This window comes from Curtobacterium sp. NPDC086286, assembly GCF_044746255.1.
GTDB lineage: Bacteria > Actinomycetota > Actinomycetes > Actinomycetales > Microbacteriaceae > Curtobacterium.
The window spans coordinates 264,781-283,135 of sequence record NZ_JBIVBW010000007.1; the positions used below are offsets into that span (position 1 = coordinate 264,781).

Annotated in this window: 18 protein-coding genes; 13 read left to right on the forward strand and 5 right to left on the reverse strand. The window is 73.0% G+C overall.

The window, feature by feature from the left end:
• Positions 1 to 27: 27 nt before the first annotated feature.
• Entirely contained in the window at positions 28 to 768 is a 741-nt protein-coding gene (locus tag ACIPKM_RS14610) for a FadR/GntR family transcriptional regulator (RefSeq protein ID WP_402737006.1), read from the reverse strand.
• A gap of 188 nt (positions 769 to 956) precedes the next feature.
• On the opposite strand from ACIPKM_RS14610, the gene ACIPKM_RS14615 reads away from it, so the two are divergent.
• The 6 genes from ACIPKM_RS14615 to ACIPKM_RS14640 are packed head-to-tail and all read left to right on the forward strand — an operon-like array spanning position 957 to position 7,112.
• On the forward strand, positions 957 to 2,351 hold the full coding sequence (locus ACIPKM_RS14615; RefSeq protein WP_071303634.1) for an MFS transporter: 1,395 nt from the start codon (positions 957 to 959) through the stop codon (positions 2,349 to 2,351).
• Positions 2,348 to 4,066 carry a dihydroxyacetone kinase family protein gene (locus ACIPKM_RS14620; RefSeq protein WP_071303633.1) on the forward strand — a complete coding sequence of 573 codons (1,719 nt, stop codon included), beginning with the start codon at positions 2,348 to 2,350 and terminating at the stop codon, positions 4,064 to 4,066. The genes ACIPKM_RS14615 and ACIPKM_RS14620 overlap by 4 nt, the downstream gene beginning before the upstream one ends.
• 10 nt (positions 4,067 to 4,076) lie before the next feature.
• Positions 4,077 to 4,577 (forward strand): ribose-5-phosphate isomerase, encoded by a 501-nt coding sequence (locus ACIPKM_RS14625; protein ID WP_071303632.1) that lies wholly within the window; start codon positions 4,077 to 4,079, stop codon positions 4,575 to 4,577.
• Complete coding sequence (locus tag ACIPKM_RS14630) at positions 4,577 to 5,368, forward strand: triose-phosphate isomerase family protein (protein ID WP_071303631.1); 792 nt, start codon at positions 4,577 to 4,579, stop codon at positions 5,366 to 5,368. Before ACIPKM_RS14625 ends, ACIPKM_RS14630 begins: the two co-directional genes overlap by 1 nt.
• A complete protein-coding gene (locus tag ACIPKM_RS14635) occupies positions 5,365 to 6,198 on the forward strand; it encodes a sugar phosphate isomerase/epimerase family protein (RefSeq protein WP_071303630.1) in 834 nt (277 codons plus the stop codon). The genes ACIPKM_RS14630 and ACIPKM_RS14635 overlap by 4 nt, the downstream gene beginning before the upstream one ends.
• Positions 6,195 to 7,112: a phosphogluconate dehydrogenase C-terminal domain-containing protein gene (locus ACIPKM_RS14640; RefSeq protein ID WP_092383824.1), complete on the forward strand. Its 918-nt coding sequence runs from the start codon at positions 6,195 to 6,197 to the stop codon at positions 7,110 to 7,112. Before ACIPKM_RS14635 ends, ACIPKM_RS14640 begins: the two co-directional genes overlap by 4 nt.
• Here the strand turns inward: ACIPKM_RS14640 and ACIPKM_RS14645 are convergent.
• Positions 7,102 to 8,721 carry a hypothetical protein gene (locus ACIPKM_RS14645; protein ID WP_402737007.1) on the reverse strand — a complete coding sequence of 540 codons (1,620 nt, stop codon included), beginning with the start codon at positions 8,719 to 8,721 and terminating at the stop codon, positions 7,102 to 7,104. The two genes, ACIPKM_RS14640 and ACIPKM_RS14645, sit on opposite strands and share 11 nt — an antisense overlap.
• A gap of 103 nt (positions 8,722 to 8,824) precedes the next feature.
• On the opposite strand from ACIPKM_RS14645, the gene ACIPKM_RS14650 reads away from it, so the two are divergent.
• Entirely contained in the window at positions 8,825 to 9,604 is a 780-nt protein-coding gene (locus ACIPKM_RS14650) for an SDR family NAD(P)-dependent oxidoreductase (protein WP_402737008.1), read from the forward strand.
• A gap of 145 nt (positions 9,605 to 9,749) precedes the next feature.
• On the opposite strand, the gene ACIPKM_RS14655 is transcribed toward ACIPKM_RS14650, so the two are convergent.
• Together ACIPKM_RS14655 and ACIPKM_RS14660 are read right to left on the reverse strand one after the other, a co-directional pair.
• Complete coding sequence (locus ACIPKM_RS14655) at positions 9,750 to 10,718, reverse strand: DUF1648 domain-containing protein (RefSeq protein ID WP_402737009.1); 969 nt, start codon at positions 10,716 to 10,718, stop codon at positions 9,750 to 9,752.
• A complete protein-coding gene (locus tag ACIPKM_RS14660; protein WP_070416454.1) occupies positions 10,715 to 11,065 on the reverse strand; it encodes a GntR family transcriptional regulator in 351 nt (116 codons plus the stop codon). Before ACIPKM_RS14660 ends, ACIPKM_RS14655 begins: the two co-directional genes overlap by 4 nt.
• Positions 11,066 to 11,299: 234 nt before the next feature.
• Between ACIPKM_RS14660 and ACIPKM_RS14665 the strand changes: the two genes are divergently transcribed.
• Genes ACIPKM_RS14665 through ACIPKM_RS14675 form a run of 3 tightly spaced genes read left to right on the forward strand, consistent with a single transcriptional unit; the run spans position 11,300 to position 13,364 of the window.
• Positions 11,300 to 11,479, forward strand: a complete 180-nt coding sequence (locus tag ACIPKM_RS14665) for a hypothetical protein (protein ID WP_070416453.1) — start codon at positions 11,300 to 11,302, stop codon at positions 11,477 to 11,479.
• Complete coding sequence (locus tag ACIPKM_RS14670; protein WP_071303625.1) at positions 11,476 to 12,486, forward strand: helix-turn-helix domain-containing protein; 1,011 nt, start codon at positions 11,476 to 11,478, stop codon at positions 12,484 to 12,486. The genes ACIPKM_RS14665 and ACIPKM_RS14670 overlap by 4 nt, the downstream gene beginning before the upstream one ends.
• On the forward strand, positions 12,486 to 13,364 hold the full coding sequence (locus ACIPKM_RS14675; RefSeq protein ID WP_402737010.1) for an alpha/beta fold hydrolase: 879 nt from the start codon (positions 12,486 to 12,488) through the stop codon (positions 13,362 to 13,364). The genes ACIPKM_RS14670 and ACIPKM_RS14675 overlap by 1 nt, the downstream gene beginning before the upstream one ends.
• On the opposite strand, the gene ACIPKM_RS14680 is transcribed toward ACIPKM_RS14675, so the two are convergent.
• Positions 13,351 to 14,757: a PLP-dependent aminotransferase family protein gene (locus tag ACIPKM_RS14680; protein ID WP_402737011.1), complete on the reverse strand. Its 1,407-nt coding sequence runs from the start codon at positions 14,755 to 14,757 to the stop codon at positions 13,351 to 13,353. The two genes, ACIPKM_RS14675 and ACIPKM_RS14680, sit on opposite strands and share 14 nt — an antisense overlap.
• A 58-nt stretch (positions 14,758 to 14,815) precedes the next feature.
• On the opposite strand from ACIPKM_RS14680, the gene ACIPKM_RS14685 reads away from it, so the two are divergent.
• The 3 genes from ACIPKM_RS14685 (at position 14,816) to rlmN (ending at position 17,935) form a co-directional block, all read left to right on the forward strand.
• Entirely contained in the window at positions 14,816 to 15,568 is a 753-nt protein-coding gene (locus ACIPKM_RS14685; protein ID WP_402737012.1) for a pyridoxamine 5'-phosphate oxidase family protein, read from the forward strand.
• Between the two features lie 179 nt (positions 15,569 to 15,747).
• Positions 15,748 to 16,662, forward strand: a complete 915-nt coding sequence (locus ACIPKM_RS14690) for a C40 family peptidase (protein WP_402737013.1) — start codon at positions 15,748 to 15,750, stop codon at positions 16,660 to 16,662.
• Between the two features lie 40 nt (positions 16,663 to 16,702).
• On the forward strand, positions 16,703 to 17,935 hold the full coding sequence (gene rlmN, locus ACIPKM_RS14695) for a 23S rRNA (adenine(2503)-C(2))-methyltransferase RlmN (protein WP_070416448.1): 1,233 nt from the start codon (positions 16,703 to 16,705) through the stop codon (positions 17,933 to 17,935).
• Positions 17,936 to 18,355 lie beyond the last annotated feature (420 nt).

Sequence of the window (18,355 nt, forward strand, 5' to 3'; positions counted from 1 at the left end):
GACGGGGCCGGTGGCTGGCCCCGCCCGTCAGTCGGCGGGGCTGGCGTGCTCGATGCGGGCGCTCGCCGTGGCCATGTGGTCGTCCATCGCCCGCTGCACCGCGAGCACGTCCCCGGCCCGGAGCGCCTCGAGGATCGCACGGTGCTCCTCGTACGCGGCCTCGGTGGCCTGGCGGGTCCGGACACGACGGCCGACCCACACGCTGAGCATCGAGCGGAGGCTCTGCAGCAGGTCGGCGAGCACGTCGTTCCCGGCGGAGCGGGCGAGCAGCACGTGGAACCGGACGTCGGCGTCGATGAAGGCGTCCGGGTCGTCGAGCGCCTGGTGCTGCCGGTCGATGTAGGTCTGGAGCTCGTCGAGCTGCGCCGGCGTCGCACGCTGTGCGGCGAGGATCGCCGCGGTGCGTTCGAGCGACGACCGGACCTCGAGCAGCTCCCGCGTCCGGTTCGACGCGAGCATGAGCCCCCACGACAGGGTCGTCGGCAGCAGGTCCGAGGTCCCGCCCTGCAGGTACGTGCCGGAACCCGGGCGGATCTGCACGATGCCGAGGATCTCGAGCGCCGCGAGGGCCTCTCGCACGGCGGACCGGCCGACCCCGAGCCGTTCGGCCAGCACCCGCTCCGAGGGCAGCCGCGAGCCGGGTGCCAGGTCGCCGGCGGTCAGCAGGGAGACGAGCTGTCGGGCGACCTCGGAGGCGGGGGAGCCCGTCGGCACCGACTCGAGTTCGAGGCGGATGTTGAGCGGGTCGTCCGGGCTGAACGCGGGCATGCAGTGAGCGTACCGGTCGGTCAACCGGTTGCGGTGGGACTCCCTGCCGAGCCGCGGTGGGGCGGAATGGTCAACCGGTTGACAAGTTTGCAGTGACCGCGCACACTGGTCCGTGCGCACCGATGCGTCACCTCCGTCCCCGGCGCAGCAGCCGACCGGAGCACCACCCCACCCGAGCAGGAGTCATCGTGGACATCCCCGCCACGCGAGGCATCCCCACCTCGGTCGTCGAGAAGACGGCCATCCGCAAGATCGCGATCCGCATCGTGCCCTTCGTGGCGCTGATGTTCTTCATCAACTTCCTCGACCGCACCGCGATCTCCTTCGCGGCCCCGAACGGCATGGAGGCCGACCTCGGCCTGACCGCCGCACAGTTCGGGTTCGCCTCGGGCGTGTTCTTCATCGGCTACCTCGTGCTCGAGGTGCCGTCCAACCTGGCGCTGCACAAGTTCGGCGCCCGCGTCTGGCTCGCCCGCATCATGATCACGTGGGGCATCGTCTCGCTGCTCTTCACGTGGGTGCAGAACTACCCGCAGCTCGTCGGCCTGCGCTTCCTGCTCGGCATCGCCGAGGCCGGGTTCTTCCCCGGCGCGATCCTGTTCCTGTCGACCTGGGTCCCCGCCCGGCACCGCGGCAAGATGCTCGCGCTCTTCTACCTGGCGCAGCCGCTCACCAGCGTGATCGGTTCGCCGCTCGCCGGCTGGCTGATGACCCACGAGGGACTGCTCGGCGGCCTCGCGGGCTGGCGCTTCATGTTCCTCTGCGTGTCGATCCCCGCGATCATCGTCGGCATCCTGTGCCTCTTCGTGCTGAAGGACAAGCCGTCGCAGGCGAAGTGGCTCGACGAGGACGAGAAACTCTGGCTCGAGGGCGCCCTCGCGAAGGAGAACAGCCAGAAGGAGGGGAACGCGCACGGCAAGGGCGGCCTCCGAGCGGCGTTCGGCTCCGGTCGCGTCTGGATGCTCGCCGCCGTGTACTTCGGCTTCATCTACGGCCTGTACGCCCTGAGCTTCTTCCTGCCGACCATCATCGACGGCTTCCAGGAGCAGTTCGGCACCACGTTCGACCTGTTCCAGAAGGGGCTCATCACGGCGATCCCGTACGTGCCCGCCGCCGTCGTCCTCTACTTCTGGTCGCGTGACGCGTTCCGGCGCGGCGTCCGGGTGTGGCACATCGCGGTCCCCGCCCTCGTCGGTGGTCTGAGCATCCCGGTGGCCCTCTACATGAACAGCCCGGCCGCCACGGTCGCCGTCATCGCGATCACCGCGTGCTCGATCTTCGCCGCGCTGCCGAACTTCTGGACCGTCCCGACGCAGTTCCTCACCGGTGCCGCAGCGGCCGCGGGCGTCGCGCTCATCAACACCGTCGGCAACCTCGGCGGGTTCGCCGCGCCGTACATCACCGGCGCCGTCAGCGAGTGGACCGGCGGGTACCAGGCGCCGATGTTCATCGTCGGGTTCTTCATGGTCCTGTCGAGCGTCCTGATGTTCGTCCTCGGCCGGACCACGAAGCGGAACGAGCGACGCGACGCCGACGCTGCCGCGCAGGCCGCGACGACCACGACCCAGGAGTCCCACGCATGACCCGCCTGTTCAACGACCCCGCGGACTTCGCGGACGAGATGGTCGACGGCTTCGTCGCCGCGAACCGCTCCCGGGTGCGGAAGGTCCACGGCGGCGTCGCCCGCTCGACCACCAGCCCCGAGGGCACCGTGGCGCTCGTCGTCGGCGGCGGATCCGGGCACTACCCGGCGTTCGGCGGACTCGTCGGGCACGGCCTGGCCGCCGGTGCGGCGATGGGGAACCTGTTCGCCAGCCCGAGCGCGCAGCAGGTCACGGCGGTGGCGAATGCATCCGAGCACGGCGGCGGGGTGCTCCTGAGCTACGGCAACTACGCCGGCGACGTCCTCAACTTCGACGCAGCTGCCCGGGCACTCACCGCGGCCGGCATCGACGTCCGCACGGTCCGCGTGACCGACGACGTCGCGAGTGCCCCGAGTGCCGAGGCCCACAAGCGCCGCGGGATCGCGGGGGACCTCTGCGTGTTCAAGGTCGCCGGAGCGGCCGCCGAGCGTGGCGACGACCTCGACACCGTCACGACGATCGCCGAGCGGGCGAACGACCGCACCCGCAGCTTCGGCGTCGCGTTCTCCGGCTGCTCGCTCCCCGGCGCGGACGAACCCCTGTTCACCGTCCCCGAGGGCCGCATGGCGATCGGCATGGGCATCCACGGCGAACGCGGCATCGACGAAGCCGACGTCCCCACCGCGTCCGGACTGGCGGACCTGCTCGTCGACAAGCTGCTCACCGAGCTGCCGTCCGGTGTCGCAGTCGACGGGGCACGCGTCGTCCCGATCCTCAACGGCCTCGGTTCCGTCAAGTACGAGGAACTCTTCGTCGTCTTCGACGCCGTGCAGCGCCGACTGACCGCGGCCGGCGCAGTCGTCGTCGAGCCCGAGGTCGGCGAACTCGTCACGAGCTTCGACATGGCCGGCGTCTCGCTCACCCTCTTCTGGCTCGACGACGAGCTCGAGGAACTCTGGGCCGCCCCGGCCGACAGTCCCGCCTACCGCAAGGGCGGTGCCGTCCCGCAGGAGCCCGTGTCCTCCGACGTCCTCGAGGCCGGCGTGGTCGTCCCCGTGACCGTCGGCACCGACGAGTCCCGGGTGGCCGCGACCCGCATCGCGACGGCGATCACGGCGGTGCGCGCGACGATCGACGCCCACGCCGACGAACTCGGCCGCATCGACGCCGTGGCCGGCGACGGCGACCACGGGATCGGCATGCAGCGCGGCTCCACCGCGGCGGACGCGGCGGCGCAGGACGCCGCAGCACGCGGCGCGGGTGCCGGCTCGGTCCTCGCGATCGCCGGTGACGCCTGGTCCGACAAGGCCGGTGGCACGTCCGGTGCGATCTGGGGTGCGGCCCTGGAGGCACTGGGTCGCGTCCTCGGGGACACCTCGCGCCCGTCGGCCACCACCGTCGCCGACGCCGTGCACGCGGCCGCCGAGGCCGTCCTCGCGTTCGGGGCCGTCCCGGGCGACAAGACCATGGTCGACGCGCTCGTCCCGTTCGACGAGGTCCTCGCCGCCCGCACCGCGGCCGGCGACGACCTGCTCACCGCCTGGTCCGCCGCGTCCGCCGCCGCCACGACCGCGGCCGACGCCACCGCCGACCTGCTGCCGCGGATGGGCCGCGCCCGGACCCACGGCGAGGACGCGGTCGGCACCCCCGACGCCGGTGCGATCTCGTTCGCCCTCATCACCGCCGCGGTCCTCGCGACGCTCTCCGAGAAGTAAGGAAGACCCCATGACCGAGCAGCAGTTCCGCATCGTCGTCGGCTCCGACGACGCCGGGTTCGACTACAAGGAGATCATCAAGGCCGATCTGCTCGCCGATCCGCGGGTGGAGTCCGTGGTCGACGTGGGCGTCGACGCGGACGGGCACACCGCCTACCCGCACGTCGCCGTCGACGCAGCACGCATGGTGGCGAGCGGCGAGGCGGACCGGGCGATCCTGATCTGCGGCACCGGTCTCGGCGTCGCGATCGCCGCGAACAAGGTCCCCGGCATCCGGGCCGTCACCGCGCACGACTCGTTCAGCGTCGAGCGCTCGATCCTGTCGAACGACGCCCAGGTCCTCTGCATGGGCCAGCGCGTCGTCGGCGTCGAGGTCGCCCGGCGCATGGCGAAGGAGTGGCTCGGCTACACCTTCGACACGTCGTCCGCGAGCGCGGAGAAGGTGCAGGCAATCTGCTCGTACGAAACGAGCACTGCCGACGGGTCGGCCCCGGTCGGGACCGACGCCTGATGCCCGCGTCCACGGCAGCCGCCCCGCTCACGATCGGGGTGTCGCTGAAGATGTACTTCTCCCACGCCCGGACGCTCGAGTGGGCAGCCGCCGTGGCCGACATCGCCCGGACCCACCCCGCGGTGCGGTCCGGCGCCGTCGAGCTCTTCGTCATCCCGACGTTCCCCGCGCTCGTCCCGGTGCGCGAGGTGATCGGGAACGCCCCCGTGACGCTCGGCGCGCAGGACCTGGCTTGGGCGGACACCGGCGCCTTCACCGGCGAGGTGTCCGGTGCGGAGCTGCGCGAGATCGGCGTCGCGCTCGTCGAGATCGCGCACGCGGAGCGGCGCTCCCTGTTCCACGAGACGGACGAGGAGATCGCCGGGAAGGTGCACGCCGCCTTCCGCAACCGCCTGCGGCCCCTGATCTGCGTCGGGGAGACCACTCGCGCCTCCAGTGAGACCGCCGTGGCGGACGTGACCGCGCAGCTCGACCGGTTCCTGGCGACCGCGACCGCGGACGGTCTCTCCGGGCCGGTCGTCGCGGCGTACGAACCCGTGTGGGCGATCGGCGCCCCGGCGCCCGCGCCCGACGAGCACATCGTCGCGGTCCTCGCCGGGATCGAGGAGCACCTCGCCTCCCGACCGGAGCTCGCCGGCTCCGTCGCGATCTACGGCGGCAGCGCCGGACCGGGCCTGCTCACCCGTGGGCGGGGGCGCATCGGCGGGCTGTTCCTCGGACGGTTCGCCCACGACCCCGCCGCGATCCGGACCATCCTCGACGAAGCCGGGCAGCTGGGGGCGACCGCATGACCTCCCTGCTCGGCCTCTCCACCTACGCCTACTTCTGGCGCATGTCCGACCGCGTGCCGGAACCGATGTCGCTCGACGACGCGATGCGGGACGCGGCGGCGCACGACGGTGTCGACCTCTTCCAGATCTGCGACCACCTGCCGCTCGACACCGCCTCGGACGACCGACTGGCCGCGATCCGGGCACTGGCCGACGAGCTCGGCCTCGCGCTCGAGGTCGGCACCCGTGGGACCCACCCGGAGCACCTCGCGCGGTACCTGCACGTCGCGCAGGCGCTCGGTGCGACCCTCGTGCGGAGCATGTGGACGAGCGGCGACGACCAGCCCGACGCCCTCGAGACCGAACGCCGACTGCGCCAGGCGCTCCCCGCGTACGAGGCCGCCGGGGTGACGCTCGCGCTCGAGACCTACGAGGTCGTCGCCACCGAGGACCTCGTCGCCGTCGTCCGGGCCGTCGGCTCCGACCACCTCGGGATCTGCCTCGACCCGGCGAACACCGTCGCGCGGCTGGAGCACCCCGCCGACGTGGTCGCCGCGGCCGCCCCGTACACCCGCAACTGGCACGTCAAGGACTCCGGGTTCACCCGCTCACCGGGCTGGGTCGGGTTCCAGTACACCGGCGTCCGTACCGGCACCGGTCTCCTCGACTACGACGCCGTCCGCGCCGCGATCGACCCCGACGCACGGGGCATCAACCGCGTGGTCGAGTTCTGGCTGCCCTGGCAGGACGAGGCCCTCGGCAGCACGGGCGACCCGGCACAGACCACCACCCGCATCGAGGCGGCGTGGACCGAACACACCATCGAGTACATCAGGAGCAAGGAATCATGACCGACACCGTCACCACCCCCCACACCGTCGCTGCCGGATCCGGTACGGCCGACGTCACCGTCGCCGTGATCGGTGCCGGCGGCAAGATGGGCACCCGCGTCTCGAACAACTTCGCCAAGAGCGAGTACACGACGCTCTACAGCGAGGCCTCGCCCGCCGGGCAGGAGCGCATCGAGGCCCTCGGCCGGTCGCTCACCGACAGCGTCGAGGCCGCCAAGGTCGCCGACGTCGTGATCCTCGCCGTGCCGGACGTCCTGCTCGGCAGCATCTCCGAGCAGCTCGTCCCCGTCATGAAGTCGGGTGCCAGCATCCTGACCCTCGACCCGGCCGCCGCCTACGCCGGGCTGCTCGCCAAGCGCGAGGACATCCACTACGCCGTGGCGCACCCGTGCCACCCGTCGGTGTTCCTCGAGCGCACCACCAAGGAGGAGTGGGACGACACCTTCGGTGGCATCGCCGCCCCGCAGGAGGTCATCGCCGCCTTCGACGCGTCGGAGTCGCTCGGCGACGAGGGTGACGCCGCCAAGGCCGTCGCCGAAGCCGTCATCACGACCATGTACGCGCCCGTCATACAGGTGCACTGGGTCACGGTGAAGCAGCTCGCCGTCCTCGAGCCGACGCTCGTCGAGACCATCGCCTGCATGATCGGCGACTTCCTCAACGACGCCCTCGAGGAGACCGTCACCGGTGTCGGCGTGCCCCGCGAGGCCGCCCGCGCCATGCTCTACGGCCACACCTGGATCGCCCTGACCAACGGCCTGCGCGGCTCGAACCCGTTCTCGGACGCCTGCCACATCGCGATGGGCTACGGCCGCGAGAAGCTCATCAAGGAGGACTGGAAGCAGGTCTTCGACGACAGCGAGCTCGACAGCGTCATCGCCAAGATGCTCAAGATCGACGCCGTCAAGCGTTGATCGATCCCCGAGACCGGAACGCCCCGCCGACCCCCTTCCGGCGGGGCGTTCCCCTCGGTCCCCACACCTCGGCGAGTGTGATCGAGGCGACACCCGGCACCGTGAGCGCCTGCACGGCCGCGGCGAACCACGCGGCGGCGGCCGCGGAGTGCTGCTGCGGATCCGTCGCGTCCGGCACGGACTGCGGCCCGGAGCCGGCCTCGACCGACGCGACGGTCACGGCCCGACGCGGTGACGTCGCCACGGCGTTGAACCGCGGACGCAGCGTCACCGGCCCGACGTGGAGCGGCCTGCCGGCGGCCAGCCTGGAGGCGCTCATCGCCACCCAGCGCTGCATCCGGATCGACTCGGTCACCTGGGCACGACTGCGGTCGTGCATCTGCGGCGTCACGCTGAACGTGAGCGGGCCGTCCCAGTCGCCGAACAGGTCGATCGTGCGGTTCAGCTCGGTGAAGTGCGCGCGCGTCCCCGCCACGACGTCGAGTCCCTCGTGCGCGGCCGCCGCCTCCCGGAGCGCCCGCTGCAGCGCCGTCGTCGTCACGTGCGACGACGGGTCGAACGCGCCGATGCGCACCACCGGCCCGGACGCCAGGACTTCGTCGACCGCGGCGCGCAGCAGGGCCGGGTCGTCGGTGACGAACCGCACGTCGAGCGGCGCGCCTCGGGCGTTCCGCCGGGCGGAGGCGAGCACCGCGGCGACGTCGGGGTCGCCGAGGACGGGCTCGACCAGGATCGGCACGCCGCCGGGGAGCGCCGCATCGTCCGGGCGCGCAGCGGCCGGGGCGGAGGCGGCCAGCAGCTGGAGGGTCGGGGACGGGGAGACCACGGAGGTCGGGGCCGGCCCGTCGAGCGCGGCGAGGTCCGGGGCGGGGGAGGGCGCGCCTCCTGGTCGTCGCACCGCGCGCAGTGTGAGCGCCTGGTGGACGACGGCACCGGCGTCGAGCGCGACGGGGAAGGGCTCGGCCAGCGGCGTCGAGTAGGTCTTGAACGAGGCGTCGGTCCAGTTGCGCTGGTCCTCCATCTCGAACACGTCGCCGATGAGGTCGAGCGTGCAGTCCGTGCCGCCGGCCGTCCAGGCGTACCCGGCGACGTCGGTCGCGGGTTGGTGCGGGGCGATCCACAGCGGGAACGTGTGCGCCGTGGCGGGCGCTGCCGGGTGGCGGACCGTGAACGGGGTGCCGGCGAGGGTCGGCGGGTGCAGGACGACCAGGCCGATGCGGTTGCGGCGGAACGGCGCCGTCGTGGTGGCGGTCGCGTCGACGTGCAGGGTGTCGTCGTCGATCGTGAGGTCGAGGGTGGTGTGGAGGACCTCGGCGTCGTCGAAGGCACTCGTCACCTCGATGCGGGCGCGGGCGCGGGCCCGCGCGTGCCCGTGTTCGTCGGTCGCGTCGGCTTCGGCTTCGGCGGCGGCGTCGGTCGTCTGGCGGGTGACGGTGTCGTCCGCGGTGCGCCAGTCCTGGTCGCGGGTGACGAACCGGATGCCGCGCAGCACCGGCACCCCGTCGTGGCGGACGTCGGCGAGCTCGGCGCCACGGAGGGTCACACGCCACGGTCCGACAACGAGCACGTCCTCGGCGGTCGAGTCCGCCCACGCACCGTCGTCGGTCATGTCCCTTTGCTACCAGTCGGTCAACCGGTTGCGCAATGATGTGTCCAGGAGCGACGTCGCTCCGAGGACGGGGGCACTGCCGCCCCGAGGACGGAGCGCACGCATGGCCGGACGACTGACCGGGAAGACCGCCCTGGTGACCGGGGCCGGATCGGGGATCGGGCGGGCCATCGCGGACCGGTTCGTGGCCGAGGGGGCGCGGGTCGTGTACGCGGACCGGGACGCCGCGGCTGCCGCTGCATCTGCGAGTGCGGCGGCTGCCGCTGCTGCCGCTGCCGACTCGGCGATCGCGCTCACCGTGGACATCGCGGACGAGTCGAGCGTCGCGGCCGGCTTCGCCACCCTGGTCGCCCGCGGCGCCGTGCCGGACGTCGTCGTCGCCAACGCCGGCGTGCAGCTCTTCGGCCACGACGCCAGGGTCGCCGACGTCTCGCTCGAGACCTGGAACCGCACGCTCGCGGTGAACCTGACGGGCACCTTCCTCACCGTGAAGCACGCCGTCCGGGCGATGCTCGCGGCCGGTGCCGGCGGGTCCGTCATCGTGACGGGGTCGCCTACCGGCCTGAACGGCGAGGGCGCCGACTTCGCCGCCTACTCGTCCACGAAGGGCGGCGTCCACGCGCTCGTCCGGGCGACCGCGATGGCCTACGCCCGTGACGGCATCCGCGCCAACACCGTCGTGCCGGGCTACACCGAGACGGCGCTCGTCCAGACGATCTCGGGCGACCCCGAGTCCCGCGCGGCGATCGTGTCCCGGACGCCGCTCGGCCGGGCGGGGACCCCGGACGACGTCACCGGCATCATGGTGTACCTCGCGAGCGACGAGTCGTCGTACGCCACCGGCGCGCTCTTCCGCGTCGACGGCGGCATGACGAGCCTGTAGCGCCGCGCCGCGCCGCGCCGCGCCCGCGCCGCGCCGCGCGCCCGGGCGCCCGCGCCCCCGTCCGCTCGATGGTGAGCAGAAATGGTCGGGTCCACTCGACCGACCCGACCATTCCTGCTCACGAAGAGCGCACGCGCCCGGGGGGTCAGGCGTGCCCGCGTGCCGCGAGCAGCGCGCCGAGCGCCGCCGCACCGCGCTCGGCATCGGCGACCGTGACCACCCGCGCTCCGCCGCCCCGGAGCCGGACGACGAGGCCCGGCCCCGAACGGACCACGTACGCCACACCCCGGCCGGAGATCCGGTAGCCCCACCCACCCCACTGCCCGGGCGACACCTGCTCCCACCCGCACGACTCGATGCGGTCGAGCGGGACCCGCACGAGGGGGATCCGCGTCCACGTCGAGGTCAGCCGGAGGCCGCGTCGATCGACCGTGCACTCGACCCGCGCGAGCACCACCACCGCGATCCCGGCGAGGACGAGCAGCCCGCCCGACACCGCGGCCGCGCCGATGTCGGCGGACGCGGACGCCGACGCGGTGGCCCAGGCCGCGACGACGCCGCCGACGACGAGGACCACGCCGAGCCCCGCGAACCAGGCGCTGCCGACCCGTGCACGCCAGGCGACCCGGGCGTCCGTCGGGACGTCCAACGGAGGGACGTCGTGCGCGGGGACCGGCGCTGCCGTCCGGACGAGCGCGATCGTCGGCGGCACCGCCACGGCGACACCGACCGCGAGCGTGAGGACGGCCCACCACACCGGGAACGTCGGGTCGTCGACGCCGTTCACGATCGCCTCGGCGATCCACGCGGTCGCGACGGACCCGCTCAGGAGGTTCGCCACCAGCAGCAGGATCGCCCACGTCCGTCGGTCGCTGCGTCCGAGCGCCACCACCGCGAGTCCGGCGGCGACGAGGGCCACCACGAGGGACCCCCAGAAGAACGGCCACGGCGACCCCCAGGCGTCGGCGACACCGTCCGCGCCGAAGTGCGTCGCCACCCGTGCCGGCAGCGCGGGTCCGAGCATGAGCGCCGTGACGACCAGCGCGACGGCCACCGCCGCGCTCGGTCCCACCACGGCCAGTCGTGCGCCGGTCCCCATCGTCCGAGTCGTCATCGTGCCCCCTTGATCATCGCGTACAGGTCGTCGAGCGGGACCCCGAGGGTCTCCGCCTGCTCACGGAGCTCCACCACCAGCGACCGCAGCCGGTCGAACGACGCGTTGCCCGACCGCAGCACCGTGGCACCGCGGCCCCGGCGCAGCTCGATGAGCCCGTCGTCCTGCAGCTGGGCGTAGGCCCGCAGCACCGTGTGCATGTTGACGTCGACGGCGGCCGCGAGTTCTCGCGCGGACGGCAGCCGCTCGCCGTTCCGGAACTCGCCTCGGGCGATCGCGTGCCGGATCTGGGCGGCCACCTGGTCCGCGAGCGATGCCCGCGCGCCGGGGTCGACGGTGATCAACATGTTTGCATTGTATGCGAACAATCCAGTCCGTGCCGCCGTGGTCCGTCCGGATAGCGCGGGCTGGGTGTCCGGTCCACGTGGGCTGTCCGGCACGCGCGTACCGTCGCTGGAGAAGACGGCATCGATCCGCGTCCTCCCGACGCTCCGATGGCACCTCCTTGACCCTGAGGCCGTTCTGGACGTCGGCATCCACGAGGCCGAGGCGGAGCCGGGCTCGCGAGCAGGGAGCACGCCATGAGCAGCCAGGAACTGAGCAGCTACGAGTCGAACGCCGACGTCCAGCCGGTGCGGGTGACCACGTACCGACACCTCCGACGGGCCACACGCCGCGGTTGGGCGGTCCCCGTCGAGTCCGAGCCGTCGCTCGCCGACCTCGTCGGGGAACGATCGCCTGGTGGTCCGGAGCGACGGTGATCCCCGCGGCGGACCGGCCGCCGGCGGAGTCCTCGACCGCGGAGGTCCGTCGGACCTCCGTCCGGGAGGTCCTCCAGAGCGGCACCGACCCCGATGAAGCACTCGAGTTCTACCGCGGCGTGTACGACGGCCACGACATGGCCTTCGCCCCCTCCTCGTCGCCGTTCGGCTTCCGGTACCGCGCCACCGGGGACGGCCGCCTGAGCCTCCGCACGTCGTCGGTGTCCGCCGCCCGGTCCGGCTTCCTCGCACCCGAACGGCAGTACCTGCTGGCGTGGTCGGTCGAGGGCGGCATCGTGGTGGACGACGACGTGCTCCTCCGCGCCGGCGTGCCCGTGATGTACCCGGCCGGACGCCCCTTCCACGTCTCGGCACCGGCGGGGACGAAGCACCTTGTGCACTTCGACGCGGACTTCCTCGAGGCCGTCGCGGTCGTGGGCACCGACGCCGCCCCCGTACCTCTCGCCTTCCCCGTGACCGTGTCCGCCGAACGCCTCGCGCCGCTGCAGGCCGTGCTGCGCGAGGTCGCCCGTCCGCTGCTCGACGTCGCCGTGGTCGACGCCGACCGGGCCGCGCTCGACCTGCGGCTCGCCGAGGCGGTGCTCGGCGCCTTCCGCTCCGATGCCGACCGCCGGGGGACCGCTGCACCCGCCGGGACGGTCGAACGTGCGAAGGCGTTCATGTACGCGCACTTCGACCGGACCATCGCCGCCACCGACATCGCCGCCGCGGCCGAGGTCAGCGTCCGGACCCTGCAGGAGGGGTTCCAACGGCGCGAGGGCAGCACCCCGATGGCGTACCTCCGCGACCTGCGCCTCGAGAAGGCCCGGCTCGGCCTGCAGCTCGCGGACCCCCGCGAGACCTCCGTGGCCACCGTCGCGCACTCCTGCGGCTTCCGGCACATGGGACGCTTCTCGGGGTCGTACTTCTCGATGTACGGCGAGTACCCGGGGGACACCCTCCGCGGTCGGAGACGACTCATCGCCGCCGCGGATATCGTCGGGTGATGCCACCAGAGACGCGTCCCGTCGTCACCGACGACACCGAGTTCGCCGTCCGCGGCGCGGGCGCTCCCGTCCTCGTCGTGCACGGCACCCCCGGCGGGATCGACGTCGCCGAGATCATGGCGCGGTTCCTGCCGTCCGCCGACTTCCGTGTCGTCACGCTCTCACGTCCCGGGTACCTCGGCACCCGGGTCCGACCCGGCCACGACTCGCTCGACGACGAGGCCGATCGGTACGCCGAGGTCCTCGACGCGCTGGACATCGACCGCGTGGCGGTGCTCGCGTGGTCGGGCGGAGCCCCTGCCGCCTACCGGTTCGCCGTCCGCCACCCCGAGCGGGTCCACTCCCTCGTCGTGGCGGCCGGACTGACCGGTCCCTGGGCGCCCCCGGAGGTCTCCGCACCGGAGCGCCTGGTCGGCGGCACCCTGCTCGGCGCCGCGCTCGCCCGGGCCGCCGCGCGACTGGTGCCCGTCGTCGTCGTGCGCCTCGCGGTCTCGGGCGTGAGCTCCCTGCGCGGTCGACGGCTCCGCGACCACGTCCGCGGGATCCTGCGCGACCCGGAGCGTCGCACGTTCCTGCTCGACCTCGCCCGCACCGGCAACACCGCGGGCCCGCACCGTGCCGGGTGGGAGGCCGACGTCCGGAACCTCGGCGCGGTGAACGACCTCGACCTCGGAGCCGTCCGGGCCCCGACACTGCTGCTGCACGGTGACGCGGACGTCGACGTCCCGCCGTCCAACAGCGTCCGGGCGGCGGACGAGGTGCCTGGAGCGGAGCTCCTCGTCCTGCCCGGCGGCACCCACTTCGCGCTCTGGGACCACCCGGACGCCAGCGCCGTGCAGGACCGGGTGCGGGCCCACCTGCGGCTCAGTCGCCCCTGACCCGCAGGACCTCGAGCAGGACGTCGAGTGCGCGATCGAGCTGCGGCAGCGTCAGCGCGCCGTAGCCCAGGACGATCCCCGCCGGTGCGCTCCCCGGCGACACCTCGTACTCCTCGAGCGCGCTCACCAGCACACCGGACCGCGCCATCCGGGCGACCACGTCGCGCCCCGCCGCCCGACCCGACCACGTCAGGACCGCGTGCAGCCCGCCGTCCAGGGCACGCGCCTCCAGGCCCGCGACCGCTGCGACGCGCGTCGCGACCCGCTCGCGCCGGTGCGTGTAGTCCCGGCGCACGCGGCCGAGGTGACGGCGGAGGGCGCCCGTGCGGAGGAGGTGCGCGAGCGCGACCTGCACGGGCTCCGCCACCACGGGTCCGCGAGCGAGCCGCGAGGCGGCCACGGCCTCGCGCACCGGCCCCGGTGGCAGGACCACGTAGCTGCAGCGCAGCCGTGGATCGAGGGTCTTCGAGAACCCGCCGACGTGCACCACGACGCCCGTCGCGTCGAGTGCCGCCAGCGCCGGGACGGGGGAGCCGCGGTGCCGGAACTCCGAGTCGTAGTCGTCCTCGACCACGACCGCCCCGGTGCGCGTCGCCCAGTCGAGCAGGCGGAGCCGTCGTGCCACCGGCATCACCGAGCCGAGCGGGTACTGGTGCGTCGGCGTGACGACGACCGCGTCCACCGGGCCGATGCGGCCGAGGACGTCCACGTCGATCCCGTCGCCGTCCACCGGGACACCCACGAGGGTGGCCCCGGCGCTCGTCATCGCCCGACGTCCGGAGCGGTAGCCGGGATCCTCGACGGCGACGACCGGCGCCCGACCCAGGCGGTTCCGGAGTCCCTCGGTGACGAGCGAGAGCGCCTCGGCCGTGCCGGCGGTGACCACGACCCGGCCGATCTCCGGGGCGAACCCGCGAGCGAGGCCGAGCTGGGAAGCGATCTGCGCGCGGAGCTCCGGGAGGCCGGCCGGGTCGGACAGTGCGTTGCGGAGCGGGGCGTCCGCAGCGGCGCGCCAGGCGGCCCGCCAGTCGCGGGCGGCGATCGCCGTGACCGCCGGGATCCCGGGGCGGGCGTCGAGGAGGTCCGCGCCGGTACCCGCCGAGCCGTCGGCGTGCCCGTCCGTGCGCCCCGTCGCGTCACGCGCAGCGTGCTCGGTGGGCCAGTGGCCCGCACCGACCCCCGGCGCCACCCGCGCCACCGCACCCTGCCGCGTCCGGATCCACCCCTCGCCGTCGAGCTGCTCGTACGCCGCGACCACCGTCCCCCGCGCCACCCCCAGCTCGGCCGCGAGGACGCGGGTCGACGGCACTGCGTCCCCGGCCACCAGCGTCCCGTCCTGCACCATCGCCCGGACACGCGCGACGACCCCGGCGGTCTTCCCGAACTGGTCCACCTGAGCACTCCCGATCTGGTCCACGAACCGGACCGGTCCTGACCCTAGCGTTGCCCGCATGCGCACCACGAGCCTCCCGTCCGACCCCGCCGACCCCGCCGTCCCGTCGCTGGCCGTCCGCCGCCTCCGCGACCGCCAGTCCCACGACCCCGCCGACCTCGACGCGATCCTCGCCGAGGCGATCGTCGCGCACGTCGGCTTCGTCCGCGACGGACACCCGCTCGTCCTGCCGTTCCTCTGCGGCGTCGGCGACCTCGGCGCCGGCCCCGTCCTGCTCCTGCACGGCTCGACCGGCGGCGGTCTCTTCCTCGACGCCGGCGCCGCGGGAGTCCCCGTCAGCGCCACGGTGACCCACGTCGACGGCCTGGTGTTCGCACGCTCGACCTTCGACAGCTCCGCGAACTACCGCAGCGCCGTGGTCGTCGGCAACGCCACCGTGGTGCCGGACGACCTGCGGACCGAGGCGCTCTGGCAGGTCGCCGACCACCTCATGCCCGGACGCCGCGACGAGGTCCGCGAGATGACCGCCAAGGAGGTCCGTGCCACCCAGGTCCTCCAGGTGCCCCTCGAGCGCGCGAGCGTGAAGATCCGCGCCGCCGGCGTCGGCGAGGCGGTCGACGACGCCGAGGACCACGCGGTCTGGGCGGGCATCCTCCCGCTCGCGGTCACCGCCGGGGCGCCGCTCCCGGGGGACATCTCGGGGGACGCGCCGGTCGACGAGTCGGTGCGCGCCCTGGCGGCCCGCCTCGACGACCTGGCACGGGCTCGGGAGGCGCGGATCGCCGCCGTCATGCGGCCCACCCCCGCCTGAGCCGCGTCCGGAGCGGTGCGGGCCGGTTCTGAACGGGCTGCGAGGAACGCCCGAGCCTGTGACGAACTGCAGGAACCCGCGGCGAGTGCCCAGCGGGGCCCAGGTTCGTGACCAATACGTTATCTTCCCGAGTCGCCTCGTCATCTGCTCGGGCCGGCTCGTCCGACCCGGAAGGAACCATGGGACGCCACGCACTGCCCGCAGCCCCCGACGGCGCGGCCACCACCGAAGCCGTCGAACTGCGCCGTCCCCGCGGACGTCGTTCCGCGTTCGGCCCCGCCGTGGCCCGCTCGACCTTCGTGGAGCACGCGAAGCCGGCGCGCAGCGTGTCCCTGTCGAACACGCGCCCGGTCGCCTCGACGGCCGTCGCCGGAGCGGCCGTGCTGTCCCGGTCCGCAGCGCTCCGAGCCGAACGGGCGGTCGACCCGCGGCACGTCCGCCGGGCTGCCAACGCGAAGCGCGCAGCGGTGCTCCTCGCGCCCGCGCTGGCCATCACCTCGAGCCTGACGCTCGCGGTCCCGGCGAACGCCGCGACCCCGTCGACCGACGCGCACCACGGGACGACCACCTCGCAGCACACGCAGACCTACACCGTCGCCCGGGACGTCGAGGTCCCGGTGGTGTCGACGGACGGCATGACGACGACCACGACCGTGGTGTCCTACCCGACGATCGTGACGAAGTTCGGCGTCAGCACCCAGCAGGCGGAGGACGCGATCTCGAAGATCCTCTCCGCCGGTGGCGACCGGGCGACCGTGGTCTCCACCGCCCTGCAGTACATGGGCGACCCGTACGTCGAGGGCGGCGCGAGCCACGAGGGCATCGACTGCTCCGGTTTGACGATGGTCGCGTACGCGGCCGTCGGGATCCCGCTCGTGCACTACGTCCCGACGCAGGACGCCGCCGCGACGACGATCCCGGAGTCCGAGGCGCAGCCCGGCGACCTCGTCGTGTACGACAACGAGGACCACGTCGGCATCTTCCTCGGCGACGGACTGGTGCTCCAGGCGCCGCACCCCGGCGCGGTCGTCGACATCGTGCCGATGTACTCCGCGGCGCACCACTTCGCCCGGGTGCTCCCCGCCGGCAGCTGACCGGCACCCGCGGGGCGTCGCCGTCCCGTAAACTGGAGTGATGGCCTCCGAGACCCGCACCCCCTTCGAAGAGCAGCGCTCTGCTCGTCCGCAGGTGCGTCCGCGCACCGAGGGCTGGACGCAGGCCACCGGGACCGACGGCCGGCCGCTGCTGCAGTTCGCGTCCCCGAAGCGTGGCAAGCCGCCCGTACACCTCGCCGACATGACGGTCGCCGAGCGTGAGGCGAAGGTCGTCGAGCTGGGGCTGCCGAAGTTCCGCGCCAAGCAGCTCTCGACCCACTACTTCACGCACTACACGTCCGACCCCGCGCAGATGACCGACCTGCCGGCCGCCCAGCGCGAGGAACTCGTGGCGGGCATGCTCCCGCCCCTCCTCACCGAGACCCGTCGTCTGGCGACCGACAAGGGCGACACGATCAAGTTCCTCTGGAAGCTCCACGACGGGGCGCTGGTCGAGTCGGTGCTCATGCGGTACCCGGGGCGCATCACGCTCTGCGTCTCGTCCCAGGCGGGGTGCGGGATGAACTGCCCGTTCTGCGCGACCGGGCAGGCCGGGCTCACCCGGAACATGTCCACGGCCGAGATCATCGAGCAGATCGTCCGTGCCAACGCCGCCATCGCCGCGGGGGAGCTCGGCGGTGATCCCCGCAAGGGCGGGAAGGACCGCGTCGACGCCGAGCGCGTCACGAACATCGTGTTCATGGGCATGGGGGAGCCGCTCGCGAACTACAAGCGCGTGATGGACGCCGTCCGGATCATGGTCGCGCCGCAACCGAACGGCCTCGGCATGAGCGCCCGCGGCATCACCGTGTCGACCGTGGGGCTCGTCCCCGCGATCAACAAGCTCGCCGACGAGGACATCCCCGTCACCTTCGCGCTCTCCCTGCACGCGCCCGACGACGAACTCCGCGACGAGCTCATCCCGGTGAACTCGAAGTGGAAGGCGGACGAGGCGATCGACGCCGCCCACAACTACTTCGTCAAGACGGGCCGACGTGTCTCGATCGAGTACGCGCTCATCAAGGACATGAACGACCACGCGTGGCGTGCCGACCTGCTCGCCGAGAAGCTGAACAAGCGCGGCAAGGGGTGGGTGCACGTGAACCCGATCCCGCTCAACCCGACGCCCGGCTCGGTCTGGACCTCGTCCGAGGTGCACGTGCAGGACGAGTTCGTCCGCCGACTCAACGCCGCGGGCATCCCGACGACCCTGCGCGACACCCGCGGCAAGGAGATCGACGGTGCGTGCGGGCAGTTGGCTGCGGCCGAGTAGGTCGGTCCGGTTCGGTCCGGTTCGTTCGTTCGGGAGGCACGGTGCGGGTTCGCACCGTGCCTTCCGTCGTTCCCGGCGCGGGTCGGCACTGCCCGCACCGCGCGATCCGCGTGTTTCCGGGCTTCGCAGAGCCGACACGCCCGGGATGTGGCCCGGGTTGGTGCTGCCGTTCACCTCTGCGTAAAGTAATCACTCGTTGCCGCTGAGGCGGAGAACGGAACGGCCGAGACGGTCACCTGGTCACAGACCCGGAGATCTTGTCCACCACGGTTCTTCCCCGGGCAACGAAAGCCAAAAGCCTCTCTGGCGGAACCTCTTTCGGGGTCGAGTGGGGAGTGCGTCTGGTCCTTGAGAACTCAACAGCGTGCACATTGTCAATGCCAATTTATTGACCCCGTGACTCATCAGCTTGCTGGTGGG